Consider the following 14,742-nt stretch of genomic DNA (forward strand, 5'->3'; position numbering starts at 1 on the left):
AGCTACATTGTTCTTATATTTGATTTATATGCCATATATTTCTGTTTCAGGGTGAAATTCTTTCCACCCTAACCACCAATGCTTCTCAACTATTATAGTAGACTGGCTATCAGGTTCCTTAGCATAAAGAAATCCTCCATTTTTATCAAAGCTTAAGATTAAGACTTTATCTCCAAAATTATCTACAAACACATTTTTATCAGCTATCGACGAAAGAGGATAAGCTCTTTGAATATTATTGTAATCAATACCAAAAACAACCGCTCTTGGAGGTAAACCATTCAGCTTAGTTTTTCCTGTCAGTATGTATTGTTTTTAGTGTTATTGAAGTACATCAATAGGGTTACAATTAAATCAACTCCCAGTTCTCTTGCACTTTCAATGACATCTAAAGAAAGGTTTGTTGCATATCCTATCTTCTTCACATCATTGGAAGCATTAACCATCAAACCACCGATGACCCTACTAAAATCTGATTATTTAATTCCTTTTTATGATATAATATTAGTATGATAACTCTAAATGAGGTGATAACATGAAAATCAAAGTAACAGTTATAGTTCAAAAAGAAGAAAACTGGTATGTAGCTAAATGTGTTGAAAATAGTGTTGCTTCTCAAGGAAAAACAATTGAAGAATCGATCGAGAATTTACGTGAAGCATTAGAGCTATATTTTGAGGATATGATGCCTGAGAACACAAACTTGCCAACATTTGTTACAACAATGGAGGTAGCTTTATAATGGGTTCTAAATATCCTGTGTTAACTCCTAAAGAAACTATAAAAGCACTTGAAAAGTTTGGCTTTCAATATGTTTCACAAAAAGGTAGCCATGTAAAATATAAGAAAACTGGTACTCCATCTAGGATTGTTATCATACCGATGCACGATGAAATTGCTAAAGGAACACTCAAAAGCATTCTTGAACAAGCGGCTATTAAGTTAGAGGATTTTTTAGAGCAATAATAGTTTGTATTTCAATCTCATCGATTTTTGGATGGGATTTTTTTACCCCTAACATTATTGTATATTACATAACGTTTCCGTGTTTATGACGTCCCTGAGCCCGACCCTAAAGATAGACAGTCTTGGCGGAACTTCGTTCCCGGTGGAGGGATGTGGTGCTCAGACCTTTCCCCCAAAACGTGCTTCCTGCACCTTCTGTCAAGACATTGTTACCTGCTGTCCGTCAGCTCAATACCCTCTACCTCCACTAAACCCAATCCTGAATGTTCATCACACGTTTTCTCTAGTAAAGTTCAAATGTTGACCAGTCATTTTCTCTTGCCCACTTCAATCTATCTTCTAAAGTATTATAATGTAATTCTAATTTGTGTCCATCTGGATCGAAAAAATAAAATGAATCTCCTTCTGATGAATTTTCCTTGAAGGACTTTACCCCTGCATTTTCAAGTTTATCTTTCATAATTTGAAAATCTGTAGATAAGACATTGAACGCAATATGTGTATAATCAGTTTTCGTCTCTAAAATCACTGTATCATCAACATTGAGCGCAACCCACTGGTTGCCTGCTAATAAATATGCTCCTTTATCCCATTTCCCAACCAACCTAAGCCCTAATAGATTCACATAAAAATCCACCGACTTTTCTAAATCCGACACAGCAAATGTAATATGATTAATTCCGTTTATCATCATTTACCCTCCTCTAATTTTAAAAGAGCAACAAGAAAATTAGTTACCCTTTTCTACTCTTCTTTATTTGTAAAAATTTATTTAATATATACTTCATCTAATCCTACTATGACTTTCTTTACACTTATTCCTTGTCTCAATATTAAAGCAACTTCTAGCACAACATTATGCTAAGGATTGCAGATAACGTTCCAGTGTTTAGGACGCCTTCGAGCTGGACCCCAAAGGTAGACCGTCTTGGCGGAACTTCGTTCCCAGTGAGAAGGTGTGGTGCATGACCCCACTTCCCTATGGCTATGGATTAAGTTCCAGTGAACTTTCCTCCAGCACCCTTGTGCAAACACATTGTTAGTCGACGTTATTAATACTAAAATAATCTAACATATAATGTCTTAAATCTTTATATTTTAATTTCAAAATTTGCTCAAATGTATAACTTTTACTTATATCTTCAATTATGTGATAACCATAATAATAAGCTAATCTATATTTTGAAATATTGTCATATCCTTCAATGCTAAACAATTGTCGATATAAGTTCGAATCTAATATTTTTTCACTTATTGATTTGCTCAACTTTATAGAAGTTTCAGATTTAATCTCCTCACAATAGCTAATCCATTTATGAAGTTCTTTTAATTTAAGATATCCAAACCAATATGCTTCATCTACTGATGTTTCACATGCTTCTTTACTAAAATAAGTTGCAATACCTTCACTAATCATCCGCTTAAAATAATATTCTTCAACAGAACCCCACTCTTTTGGAAAATACTCCTTATTTAGCCGATAATGTATTGGGTGAATTAACTCATGCGCTAAGAATAAATCTGAATTATATAAATTTATAGAGTTCTTCAACGTTGTTAATTCAAAGATACCATACGTTTTACCTTCAACAATTATTCCGTGTCCATCAATGCTGCCATCTCCAATAAACAAAACAGTGTCTGGTGCATTTATAATTTCAAGTTTCTTTTCAATTTTTTCTGAAATTTTAACAATTTCATTCTCTAACCTTAAAGAAAACTGTAGCATCTCTTCTTGTTCGTTGTTTTTAATTTGACTAATATTATCATCTATAACTTCAATTAATCTATCCTTCGATATATTAATGTTATTAAATTTTGAAAATAGACAATAATAACCATTCATAAATTCTCGATAATCCAACTCTAGTTTTGTATTCTGAGATAGTCCTATTTGTTCCCTAAATAAGTTGATAAATTTCATATTAGGCTAACCCTCCTTTAATGTCGACTAACGTTTCGTGTTCCTGAAGTGCTGGCGCATTAGAACGTAGTCGCTCATGGCACCCTTGTGGTGACTAATGCGTCAAGTGTTCGTAAGACTTAGACGGCCGTATTTGGTCAGCATTCTTACTCCAAAGCCGTCCCCTCTGCTGACCCGAAGCAGGAACATGGTGTTATGTAATGTCCCCTCGATAACTTATCAATATATGTTCATTATCGAAACGCTTAATACTTCGAAACTTGAACCAACTAATCTAACCTTCATTCTTACGTATAATATCCTTCCTTCAAGCTCAGAACTGTTAATACGGCTGCGATAGTCAACAACAGAGCAAACATAATAACCATGGCAAAGTCGCCAGATTCACCATAGTACCCTGCAGCATTTATAACAGAGTACACTAACAGACCCATACTAAACATAAAAACATACGGAACCCATCTAGTATTCTTAATATAACCAATACCACAAATTATAAGAGATCCAGCCAATAACAACTCTGATAGAACATGCAGTGTTAGGCTAAAAGGTTCAGTCTCCAACTCAGGAACTTGTGATGTGGCAAACAACATTATCCATAAGGAAATAATTGAAACTCCTACAAAAATGGTATAACCAATCTTAAACTTTCTAAGCATTTCATTCACCCTACTTCCTACGATCAAAATCAATACACTATGAATGCTAATACAAACTATATATGATGCAATGTATATGAACTCTCACCAATTCAATTAGAGGGGATTTCACATAACGTACCAGTGTTTACGATGTCCCTGAGCCCGACCCTAAAGATAGACAGTCTAGTCGGAACTTCGTTCCTGGTAAAGGGATGTGGTGCGCTGACCTTTCCTTGAAAACGTGCTTCCAGCACCCTTGTGCAAATATATTGTTCTCTGATGTGCAGCGGACTTCGAAGCCCCATTTACTGGAGACTAAATTATTTTATTTCTTACACAAATATCGCATAGCTAAAATTAATAATGGCATGAGCAACTGTCGGTGCAATGATATTTTTATCTCTAGTATATAAGTATACAAAGTATATATGCATTAAGCTTGTAATAATTAAATGTCCTAAATCATATACTATAAATTCTATTAGTGACATATCAGCTTGAATCATTTGAATAGGAACATGCATTAATCCAAACATTATTCCTACAAATATAGTACTTGTCCATTTGCTTTTCATTAGTTCTTCAATCCTTGTTTGTAAAAAGCCTCTAAATATAATTTCCTCTACAAAACCGATGCATATTAAAAAGAATAAAAAAATCCAAAAATTGTCCACTAAACTTGGATTTAATGTCTTCCCACTGCTAATTGGACCAATTATATTTAATATTGAAAAAGGAATTGAACCTATTATTCCAATAAGAGTTGATTTCATAATTTTATCTTTTTTTATACCGATGCTACTAATAGTTTGTTTTTTGAAATACAGAATTATAAACACTGGTAAAATTTGAATTATTACAAATGGCATGTAAAACAAGAATTTAAAAAAGTCTTTGCTATTAAAATATATTTCTAAACTAGTATATATTTGTGTTTTAAAAATCAGCAATCCAAATAACCAAATCATCATAATATTATACACATAGTAAACAATACTATGAATCCCATCTTTCTTATCAATTGATTCTTTTACTTCTTCATCAAATGTAACTCTACCTAATTTTTTATACTCCAAATTTATTTCCCCCATATTCATTTCTCTTTATGATTCTTTTGTATTCAGGACGAACATAATACTTCTGCATTTCAGAGAACGTTTCTGTATTTACGACGCCTTCGAGCTGAACCCCATAGATAGACCGTCTTGGTGGAACTTCGTTCCCGGTGAAGGGATGTGGTGCCTGATCCCGTTTCACTATGGCTATGGATTATGTTTCGGTGAACTTGCCCCTGGCACCCTTGTGTAAATACACTGTTATACGCCGTGCAACGGTCATTATTACTTCAACACAGTATCCTTTCCAAGGATACTCTTCATTAAATTATTTGATAAGGTCAAGGCTTCATCTCTATTCTTAGCAGGTGCTGAAATCATCAGACCATTTTTTGAATTCCAACTTCCTTTACCTTTTTCTTCATCTTCAAAAATATTAATTGTAAGCTCTTCGAATCTACTTTTAGTATAAATAGCTCCATAACTCTCATATTCAGAAGATCCGTCTTTTTTCCCCAATAATACTTCTCCACTTTTTTTAATATATAACTGTAATTGTGTTAATTTAACATCACCAATAGTCATAGAGCCTTCAAAATAATCGCTTGAAAAGAGTTTTCTTGAATATTGACCTTCAATAGTAACTAAAACTTCTTTTTTGTAGCTACTATCACCTAGTCTATACTCTATTCCAACTAAATTTTTCTCAATATTTCTGGGGAAAATGCAGTAAATATAAAATGCTAAAATTACCAGACCAACAAGAAATAATATTTTTTTATTTCTTTTAAACATATATAACTCCTCCAATAATGTAAAACAAATATTTGGGCGTAGACTGCATTTAGTATGCATGGCGTATAACGTTTCTGTATTTACGACGACTTCGAACTGGACCTCAAAGATTGACCATCTTGGCGGTGCTTGCCACCCAGTGAGAAGGTGTGGTGCGCTGATCTTTCACTTAACACATTCCCACCCGCACCTCCTGTAAACACGCTGTTATGTGAGGTATGCACACACCGCAAACCTCGACTATCTCTATGTATTTTTTTTATCTTTCTTATATTTTAATATCGATATTGTTATTTTTCTGTAAAATGAGTCCAACAAATTGCTCCTTATCCTTTGGAGATATTAAGGTCATACCCGAAAATCCATACCTTATTTCAATCCTATTAATTGAAAGAGCAGCAGATGAAAGTGGATTTCGTGTTTTTTTAATGCTTTTAATATCTTTTATTGATATCTTTTCACTGAATGGACCGCATTTTATAATAAGTATTTCCTCTGAAATATAATAGCTTGTACCAAACCATATCCAACCAGCAAAAATTGCTGTTGCTAGCATTAGAATTTTAATTAACCAACCTTCACTCATAAGTGAAACAATAAATCCTCCACCAATTGGAATCCAAATTAAAAGACCAAGCCAAAAATCTTTTTTTGAGTTAAACCGCATAAAATGTCCTCCCTATTCTTCATTTTAAAAAATTATCAGCATATAGTTTGATCAGCTATCAAAAAACTTCCGACTAACAATCACCATTGGAAGCATATTTCACATAACGTTTCTGTATTTACGACGCCTTCGAGCTGAACCCAAAAGATAGACCGTCTTGGCGGTGCTTGCCACCCAGCGAGAAGGTGTGGTTACTTCACTATGGCTATGGATTATGTTTCGGTGAACTTGCCCCTGGCACCCTTGTGTAAATACATTGTTATATGTAGTGCCTAAGGCACCTATTCAATATATATATGCTATTAAAATTTTTTTAAATCTTTACTCTCTTAGCCATTAATATGTCAGGTTTTCCAAAACCATTCGCGTCTGGTATTACTCCAACAATTTTATATCCAACTTTTTGATAAAACTCAAAAGGATGATTTTTTAAATTTTTTATATCTTTCATTTTTTGATATGTATCTGAGTAAATATCAACTCCCCCTATACTTGTACTGCAAGTTTCATCATCTGTGCCAAGTAAAACAGTTTGGCCCTCTTTTTCACTAACTTTTTTTTCAAAATCCTCTACTAACAGTCTTCCAATTCCTCTTTTCTGCCAGTTTTTATTAATCACTAAGGGGTGCATCTCCCACACATTACCATCGTATTGTTTGATACCTGCAATCCATCCAATCAAATTTCCCTCATCATTTATTGCTACTCTACTTATACGATCAATTCTCAAAGAGCGTTTCACCTCTTCAATAGCTTCCTCAAGTGAACTCTAAGCATGTTCAAAACAAGTATGTAAAAGTTCTGCAGCTTGCTTAATATATATATCATCTCCATAAGATAAATCAATAATTTTCATTAACGGGTCCCCCAATTCAACTTTAAATTATTTTTTATTGAAGTTTGAGATAGACTTCCAACCTTGTGTGGCATTACATATAACGTTCCAGTGTTTACGACGTCCCTGAACCGGACCCAAAAGATAGACCGTCTTGGCGGTGCTTGCCACCCAGTGAGAAGGTGTGGTGCCTGACACTGCTCCACTATGGCTATGGGTTAAGTTTCGGTGAACTTTCCTCCAGCACCCCTGTGTAAACACTATGTTATGTAAAGTTTGGCTCATAGTCCAGCCGCACGCCCAGAGGTCAAGGCTGGACACACCTATAATTCAAAAATTACTTTGTCTAAATACTTAACTTATAATTTAGCTTATCTTCTTTTCTATTGCCCATATCATAATATTGCCCTTCTCGATTGAATAATCCAAATCCAAATTTCTTAAGTATCTTCTGCATTTTTACATTTGAACCCATTGTATCAGCTAGTATATTTTTTAGCTTTAAGGTATTAAATATATAATCTATTGCTAGTTCAAAAGCCTCTGTTCCATATCCTAGTCCTTTATAGTCATCGTTGGCCAAAACAATGCCTAGTTCACACTGGCTTTTTTCATAATTAATTCTTTTAAATGATAACTCTCCTATAGGTGTTCCATCTTGCAAAAAAACTCCTACCCTTGGATACCATGATTCTTTTTCTGTAATAATGTCATATCGATTATCAACGTGTTCTTTATCATAAATATAAGGCTCAGGATCCATACCAGGATCAGCAACATATTTTTGCCAAAATTGATGATGTTCTCCCCTCGTAAAGGTTTTTAAAGTTACTTTTTTCCCTTTCAAAACAATCAATAACACTTCCCCCTCAACCAAAATTATTGTCTCCTATATCAAAACATCTAAGGATTGCAGACCTTTCTTGCACCCGACGGCTTCAGCCCGCTGCCCATAAAGCCAAATTTTATATAACGTCTTCGTGTTTACGACGTCCCTAAGCCGGACCTCAAAGATAGACCGTCCTGGCGGAACTTCGTTCCCGGTGAAGGGATGTGGTGCGCTGATCTTTCCCTCAAAACGTGCCAACCAGCACCTCCCGTAAACACGTTGTTAAGTGAAGTTGGTCGCCCCCATATTCAGAAGTCGCCATGGTCGGCGACTCCTCAAGTAATTATTTATACCATTCTGCTTTAATTTCAGTTAAATCTAAATTTTTCCATTCTTCTTTCCATAAATCCCAATAAGGAATATCGTTAGAGGATGGCGGTAATGAGGATTTCTCAATTTGAACTATTGATGGTAATATAATAGCTTCCCCTATCAAGAGTGCCTCACCCGCAGAAAGAGATGGCATTTTATCGATAAGATTACCTAATGTATCTGGTAATAATTTTTTAACATATCCTTGATCATTAGGATTTGTTAATCTCATGGCGATGAAATTGTTACATTGAGAGAATATGGTTTCCGATATTTCTGATGGTCTTTGACTAGCTAAAAGTAACGTAATGCCGTATTTTCTTCCCTCTTTAGCAATTCTTTCTATTGCTTTTTGAGATGATCTGTACTTAGTTAATTCACTTCTAGGAACATATTTATGAGCTTCTTCATATACTAGAAGAATTGGGACATCGTTATTTATCTTCTCATCAGGATTTTCCCTACACCTCAAACGCTTATAATAGTAGCCGTATTCAAATATCATTCTTGATATTAAAGAGACTGTAATACTTAATACTTCAAACGGAATCCCACTCAAATCAATGACGGTAACATTATTAGGTTCTTCTCCACAATAACCCATTAACTTTTGTAGTGTTTCTTCAAACGTTATTGTTTTAGACTTATCACCAAATAAAAATTCTAATCTTTTATCTATTACTTTAGATTGAAATCTTATTGAAAATTTGTCTAAGGTCCCATCTGCATAATCACCTTTTGTTACATTCTGACCTTTAGTTGGGTAGAAAGTAAGTTCTTTTTCAAAATATTTATTGATTCTTTCTTCATTTGTTAACTTTATTCCAGATTGCTCAGTCGTTTTTCCATCTGTCAAGCTATATGTCCCGTCATTTATCATATATCGACCTGCACATTTTGCATTTTCTGTCTCGTTCTTATAGTTGATAATGGCATTTACAATTTCATTAATATCAAAAAAGACTGGGGTATCATAAAATATTTTCTCATATGTTTGATTATATTTTTTCTTATTTGCCGTGACTAAAGTACGAAAAACTGATGATTGATTGTAATCATCCCGTTCACCAGTATCTAAGAGGATTTCTTCAAGCTCTTCGCTATTAAGTAGCCAATATGGTAGTGTTAAATTGTCTATATTAATAATATTAGCATTAGGAAAAGCCGCTTTATATTCAGAATGTATATCAAATATGATTACATGAGAATTATTTAAAGAGTATTCTCCTGCTTTTGAGTTTACTGCCTTCTGAATAATTGATGCGACGGTATGCGATTTCCCTGACCCTGTTGAACCAATTATAGAAATATGCTTATTGAAGAATTTATTTCCATTTACTGGTATTTTTATTTCTCTATTTGAGGATAAAGTTGAAAAGATAAATTGTTCTGACAGCGTTATAGAGTCGTTATAGATTTTTTCGATGTCCGATTTAGATGCAGGCTCAACTTTTTTAGGGGGTATTGCAATTGTATCTCCACCACGTACAAATTCACCATCTCTAATTAAGCCAAGAGGTGTTGCTTCTATGATATAATCCCGTTTGCCAGCGTCACTAACTTCTATCGAAAAATTCTCAATGATAGCAATTAATATTGAGTTTTCATTATCAGCAACCCTTAAGTATGAACCGACTTTCAAAGATTCATCTTCTAGCTTGAATTCTTCTAAATTATCTACAACGATTCTAATTTTATTAGGGAAAACAGATATAACTTCTGCATTCATCTTTTGTAGCTCTTCCATTTTAAATAATCTCCTTTACATTTTTTAATTTTAAGTTTTGGATCATAATATGTTTAATTCTTGGGTCATTTAACTCATAATAGGGTCTATCTAAGTAAAACTGATATATCTCTTTTGTCTTGGTTATTTCTTTTAAAATTAAATTAATATAATCCAGTTTATCAATAAGTTTTATCTTTATCTGATTATGATAATTAGCACAAATTGCAATGCTTTTAGGGTTAAAGTCTGCACCATTAAATGGTACTCCATCAATGAACCCAACTCCCTCCTGGTATAAATCTGTCTTTAAAGCAATTAACTCATCGCTCTCTAAGTTGTTTATGTAAATATAAGGACAGAATGGATTTGGTGTACGTTGAGATAACTTTGACCATTTAGAAGATATTATTAGAATTACTTCTTTTAATTCAGCCCTTGAATAGTCTGTTCTATCAACTTCTATTAAGAAAAATCTCTCAATAGGTAAAACATTCAAATTCGTAAAATGTTCTCTTCTAAGCTTTTTAAATACTTCTCTTTCTCCTTTAAAAAAGTAAAACCATTGATTAAATAGTAGTTCTTTTTTATCAATTGAATTAATAAAATCCCACCTACATATTCTTCTATCTTCAATACTTTTTGAAGTTGCTAACCCTTTGATAACTTTTAATGCATTATTATAATAGTAATGTTCTGCTTCAAATGGTGTACACCCATACTGTTCTTGAAGTCTTAAATAGATTTCTTGAGTCTGTTGTTCAAATTCTTTTGCATTTATATCTATTTGTAAATGTGAAAGAAACTCTTGGAGTTGATCGTCTGTTATATGTAAATCTTCATGATATAAAATTTTCACCTTTTTATGTGTATAGGTTAGAAAGTGTTCTTTCAGAAATTCTATTGTTACTATAGTTGGTAATTTTTCTTGTCCTTTCTGGTAATATCCATACAATTTGTAGTGTATTAATTCATTTCCGAAATCAATTCTTTGTTTAAAATCACTTAACATAAACCTTATTGCTGATGCTATCTCTGAATGATTATATTCTGTGCTCGCATAATATTTACACTGGGCCGCAGTGTCACTCTCTAATTCTGATATATCAATATCTTCAATCCCTTCAATTGTAACCGTTTCAGTATTCTCTCTTAATTCAAGTATCGTTAAAATAGAATAGTCGAATTGATAAAAATAACCTTTGATTGTATTTATGGCTGTCCTATCTCTCATACTTTTCCTCCCTTCTTTCTTATAAGTAAATCCGCGCCAGGACGGCACGGTCTTTGCGACCAATTTCATTTAACGTTTCCGTGCTTACGACGTCTCTGAACCGGACCCTAAGCGCCCTTCTTCGTAGGCGGTGCTTGCACCCGGTGAAGAGATGTGCGTAGCGAACGGAAATATATTGTTAAATGAAGTTGTCAACGGAAACTCATTGTATCTTTAGTAAATTAGTTAATATTGTAAAGCGTTTATCCAATGAATTATTATAGCTAATACGTTTCTCAATTAACTCTAATATTGGTCCAACAATTCTAAAGATAGCTACTCTAATAAGTAATATGTAGAATATATTATCGTCTAGCCTCGTTTTTATTACATCTTCATAGATGTTCTTAACCTCCATTATCGTATCAAAATTTGTGTCTGCAGTTCTCCAAAGGTAATTCCAATATATAAAGTGCCCAAGAGAATAATATTCTGAATCATATTCTGGAGTAAAATCAATTATTGATATTATTTCATCATTCTCATCGAGAATAAAGTTGTCAGATCCTAAATCTGTATGTATCAACTGTTTTCTTAGTGCTAATAGTCTTTCTAAATTATCAGATAACATATTAATTGCATTTATTATGGACTCTCTGTTTTCAGTTGGCAAACTATAGTTCTTTAGCTTATTAGGGAATTTTGATAATACATAATCAATTGACTTTGCATAATCCCAGTGATTTTTCATTTTAAGGTCATTACTCGAAAAAGAAACTGTTCTTAATACCCTATTGTATTCGGCAACATACTTTATTGCTTTCTTCATCTGAATATCATTAAATTCTCTATATGAAATTCCATCTATATATTCGTAGAGGACTATCCCCTCACCTGTTATGATTTGTTTCATATTAGTTCTTACAATTTTACTTTGAATCATACCAATTTTATTTAATTTTTCTTGCACTTTGTCATAAACAGTTATAAAATCTTTACGCTCATTCATCTTGGCAATATATTTATCTGTTGTTGTTTCTATTATGAATGCACTACTACTTCCTAATTTTGATGGAATTATTTTATTAATATTATATAAATCATAGTTTTCTAATATAATTCTTTTAATATCCATTTGGAATTCACTCCCTATGCCCATTTTGAGTGAACTAGTTTACAATTTCATTTAACGTTTCGTGTTCTAGACGTTCCTGAGTCAGACCCCAAATTAATACCCCACTGTGGTGCTTGCACCAGACGAAAGAATGTGGTGCACACTACCCCAAAAAACTTCTTCCGTGCAGCCTTGCTGGAACATATTGTTATACGTCGTTCTTAACCCTAGCATAATAAAATTTCTTTAACATTTCTTCACAGTTATTTACTTTTGGGCTAAATATAATTCCTCTTTTCTTCCCATTTGACTCCCAAATACTAGCTTGTACAAATAGTGATCCTAAGTGACTTGCTAATTGTGCATTTTCTATAGACCAGTCTAAGTTATTATATAAGAAGTTTCCAAGCCCTTCTTTCTCTTTGTTAGATTTAAGTTTAGACACATTGTTAGCCAAATTAATCCAACCTCTTTCATCAATATAATTATAAATTCTAGCAAGTTCATTCTGGCTTATTTTTTTAGTATGTTCTTTTCCAGTCTTGTATTTTCTTCTTATAATTAAATTACCTTCATCATCTAATCTCCATTTAAAGCATTTCTGTTTTCCTCCTAAAGTTAAGTATTTCACCCATATATTTGTATCCTTACTTACATCTTTATTCTTTTTATTCATTTTTCCTTGAAACTTAACTTTTGATTTTTTTAAGTTTTTTCCAAATGCCCAGAATGCTTTATCTAATTTCCAATAATCTACATTTAATTTTTCTACACACTTAACAAAAAAGTTTCTATATGATACATATGATGACCACTCATTATGTGCTAAATTTGGACAATCATCTCCATTTGTAACAATATATCTATATGTTCTAAATACATGCTGATCAAAAAGAGGATATACTTTAGGATAAAAACTGTGGAGTACAAAAAGTGTCCATATAAAACCAAAACCTTTTTTTGACTTCAAATCTATCACAACTTCTGGTTCTTCTAACGGAAATTTTTCAGGAATCTTTTCTTTTATCGTTTTACAATTATCTGAAACCTCCTTCCAAATGTTATATCCTACTGGAGTATTTTCACTCCATCTATTTGTGAATCCATATGTGATACCTTTTATATCCGTATACACAATTTCATCTGCATTCTCTCTCAAACTTCCAGTTTTCCATGCTCCCATTAACTCTATTTTTCTAGGATGTTCAGTACCTTGAACAATTAAATCATAATATACACCATAGGGATATTTAAAATTATCATAAAGTTTCTCCCATTTAGGTACTTCATTTATATTCATATAACCCTCCTAATTACTAATGACGTATAACGTTCCAGTGTTTACGACGCCTTTGAGCTGGACCCAAAAGATAGACCGTCTTGACGGTGCTTGCCACCCAGCGAAAAGGTGTGGTGCGCTGACCTTTCCCGAAAAACGTGCCCGCCCGCACCTTTTGTAAACATATTGTTATGTAAAGTTACGGGCCTCTCGAAGCCAGACTCGCCAAGTGAGGTACGTACTAAACTAATCCAATTAATATACATGATTAATCACGTTAATAAAATGCTTGAACATATCGTCAAATGTTGGTTATAAATTTGATCCAAGATTTTTTAAGATTTGGTGATAGCGTATTGTTGCCAATGAACTTGGTTCACCTTTTTTACAGAAAGAAAACTTGGCTAACTTCGGAACAATACGCTCAACAACAATCTGACCATTAACCATTTTGGCCTCCAGCGCTTTTAATGCTTCCAGAAACCGAGTGTCTCCTTTTGCTCGGTCATAAAAGGATAACACATAAACATAACAAAAAAGATTATAGTTGCGAAAGGGATATTCAACTTGCATAAACAACGTGCCCATTCCGTAGTGACATGGACCGATCGGTTTCCGAACTGTCCAGTGGTCAAGTAAGAAATCGACAGCTCTTTCAAGGGCTGCCTCTTTGTTGAGATAGTCGCTAAAACGGAATGCGTTCAAGATATTAAGTGTTGGGAAGGGATTTGAATACTGAGTTTCTGGTCCTCGACCAAAACTAAACTTATTACAACGCCAACCCCCATCTATATATTGGGTATCTAAAAGATGTTTTAATGTTTTCTGCAATCTAGCATCGTAAACATATCCCATGTGGCAAAGTACATTGGCAGCATGAGCGGTATGGCATGGGTAAATAGAGCCTTTCGGATACAACCGAAAACTTCCATCTTCTTGCCATGTGCTAAATATCAAGTCAGCGCAATCTTTAAGTAAAGGTTCAGTGGACTCCATACCCAATTCTAACAAGTATGACACGCAGTCTAGAGTAGAGAAAGGTGATCCTTTTATTAGTCGTTTGTCGGGTGTAGTCCAGTAGTCTGCGCCATTATCATACCTGTGTGATAGTATTACTTGAAAATCTGATAAATATTGTTTGTCAATAGCCATTTCTTCTCCTCCATTTCTTATTGACTCTGCCTAATCCATCTTACTAAATCCACCACACGATGAGGCAGCTACTCTGCATGCAATTTTATATAACGTTTCCGTGTTTACGACGTCCCTGTACCGGACCCAAAAGATAGACCGCCTTGGCGGAACTTCGTTCCCGGTGAAGGGATG

At 33.7% G+C, this 14,742-nt stretch carries 17 protein-coding genes; 2 read left to right on the forward strand and 15 right to left on the reverse strand.

Going from position 1 to position 14,742, the window contains the following annotated elements:
* Positions 1-24: 24 nt before the first annotated feature.
* Together F8154_RS15635 and F8154_RS15430 are read right to left on the reverse strand one after the other, a co-directional pair.
* The gene (locus tag F8154_RS15635) at positions 25-192 is read right to left on the reverse strand and encodes a hypothetical protein (protein ID WP_330577919.1); all 168 of its coding nucleotides are present in this window, start codon (positions 190-192) and stop codon (positions 25-27) included.
* A 107-nt stretch (positions 193-299) separates the two neighbouring features.
* Positions 300-425 (reverse strand): Nif3-like dinuclear metal center hexameric protein, encoded by a 126-nt coding sequence (locus tag F8154_RS15430; RefSeq protein WP_243141256.1) that lies wholly within the window; start codon positions 423-425, stop codon positions 300-302.
* 110 nt (positions 426-535) lie between these two features.
* On the opposite strand from F8154_RS15430, the gene F8154_RS13275 reads away from it, so the two are divergent.
* Complete coding sequence (locus F8154_RS13275) at positions 536-742, forward strand: type II toxin-antitoxin system HicB family antitoxin (RefSeq protein WP_151862108.1); 207 nt, start codon at positions 536-538, stop codon at positions 740-742.
* Positions 742-966 carry a type II toxin-antitoxin system HicA family toxin gene (locus F8154_RS13280; protein WP_151862109.1) on the forward strand — a complete coding sequence of 75 codons (225 nt, stop codon included), beginning with the start codon at positions 742-744 and terminating at the stop codon, positions 964-966. The genes F8154_RS13275 and F8154_RS13280 overlap by 1 nt, the downstream gene beginning before the upstream one ends.
* Before the next feature lie 283 nt (positions 967-1,249).
* Here the strand turns inward: F8154_RS13280 and F8154_RS13285 are convergent, their stop codons facing one another.
* The 13 genes from F8154_RS13285 to F8154_RS13345 form a co-directional block, all read right to left on the reverse strand.
* The gene (locus F8154_RS13285; protein ID WP_243141257.1) at positions 1,250-1,657 is read right to left on the reverse strand and encodes a fosfomycin resistance glutathione transferase; all 408 of its coding nucleotides are present in this window, start codon (positions 1,655-1,657) and stop codon (positions 1,250-1,252) included.
* A gap of 348 nt (positions 1,658-2,005) precedes the next feature.
* Positions 2,006-2,890: a DUF2268 domain-containing putative Zn-dependent protease gene (locus F8154_RS13290; RefSeq protein ID WP_151862111.1), complete on the reverse strand. Its 885-nt coding sequence runs from the start codon at positions 2,888-2,890 to the stop codon at positions 2,006-2,008.
* A 287-nt stretch (positions 2,891-3,177) separates the two neighbouring features.
* A complete protein-coding gene (locus F8154_RS13295; protein ID WP_151862112.1) occupies positions 3,178-3,576 on the reverse strand; it encodes a hypothetical protein in 399 nt (132 codons plus the stop codon).
* Between the two features lie 287 nt (positions 3,577-3,863).
* On the reverse strand, positions 3,864-4,607 hold the full coding sequence (locus tag F8154_RS13300; RefSeq protein WP_192930305.1) for a CPBP family intramembrane glutamic endopeptidase: 744 nt from the start codon (positions 4,605-4,607) through the stop codon (positions 3,864-3,866).
* Positions 4,608-4,871: 264 nt separating this feature from the next.
* Positions 4,872-5,381 carry a hypothetical protein gene (locus tag F8154_RS13305; RefSeq protein WP_151862114.1) on the reverse strand — a complete coding sequence of 170 codons (510 nt, stop codon included), beginning with the start codon at positions 5,379-5,381 and terminating at the stop codon, positions 4,872-4,874.
* A gap of 268 nt (positions 5,382-5,649) precedes the next feature.
* A complete protein-coding gene (locus F8154_RS13310; RefSeq protein ID WP_151862115.1) occupies positions 5,650-6,048 on the reverse strand; it encodes a PH domain-containing protein in 399 nt (132 codons plus the stop codon).
* A gap of 313 nt (positions 6,049-6,361) precedes the next feature.
* Entirely contained in the window at positions 6,362-6,778 is a 417-nt protein-coding gene (locus F8154_RS13315) for a GNAT family N-acetyltransferase (protein ID WP_207706889.1), read from the reverse strand.
* Between the two features lie 451 nt (positions 6,779-7,229).
* Positions 7,230-7,739 (reverse strand): GNAT family N-acetyltransferase, encoded by a 510-nt coding sequence (locus tag F8154_RS13320; RefSeq protein WP_151862116.1) that lies wholly within the window; start codon positions 7,737-7,739, stop codon positions 7,230-7,232.
* A gap of 316 nt (positions 7,740-8,055) precedes the next feature.
* A complete protein-coding gene (herA, locus tag F8154_RS13325) occupies positions 8,056-9,831 on the reverse strand; it encodes an anti-phage-associated helicase HerA (protein ID WP_151862117.1) in 1,776 nt (591 codons plus the stop codon).
* A gap of 1 nt (position 9,832) precedes the next feature.
* The gene (locus F8154_RS13330; RefSeq protein WP_151862118.1) at positions 9,833-11,044 is read right to left on the reverse strand and encodes a DUF4297 family anti-phage-associated protein; all 1,212 of its coding nucleotides are present in this window, start codon (positions 11,042-11,044) and stop codon (positions 9,833-9,835) included.
* Positions 11,045-11,246: 202 nt separating this feature from the next.
* Positions 11,247-12,158 (reverse strand): phosphotransferase, encoded by a 912-nt coding sequence (locus tag F8154_RS13335; protein ID WP_207706890.1) that lies wholly within the window; start codon positions 12,156-12,158, stop codon positions 11,247-11,249.
* 187 nt (positions 12,159-12,345) lie between these two features.
* Positions 12,346-13,437 carry a hypothetical protein gene (locus F8154_RS13340; protein ID WP_151862120.1) on the reverse strand — a complete coding sequence of 364 codons (1,092 nt, stop codon included), beginning with the start codon at positions 13,435-13,437 and terminating at the stop codon, positions 12,346-12,348.
* A gap of 291 nt (positions 13,438-13,728) precedes the next feature.
* Positions 13,729-14,568, reverse strand: coding sequence for a prenyltransferase/squalene oxidase repeat-containing protein (locus F8154_RS13345; RefSeq protein ID WP_151862121.1), 840 nt, complete (start codon positions 14,566-14,568; stop codon positions 13,729-13,731).
* Between the last annotated feature and the right edge of the window lie 174 nt (positions 14,569-14,742).

Origin of the sequence: Alkaliphilus pronyensis (assembly GCF_009017275.1) — a bacterium.
Taxonomy (GTDB): Bacteria; Bacillota; Clostridia; order Peptostreptococcales; family Natronincolaceae; genus Alkaliphilus_C; species Alkaliphilus_C pronyensis.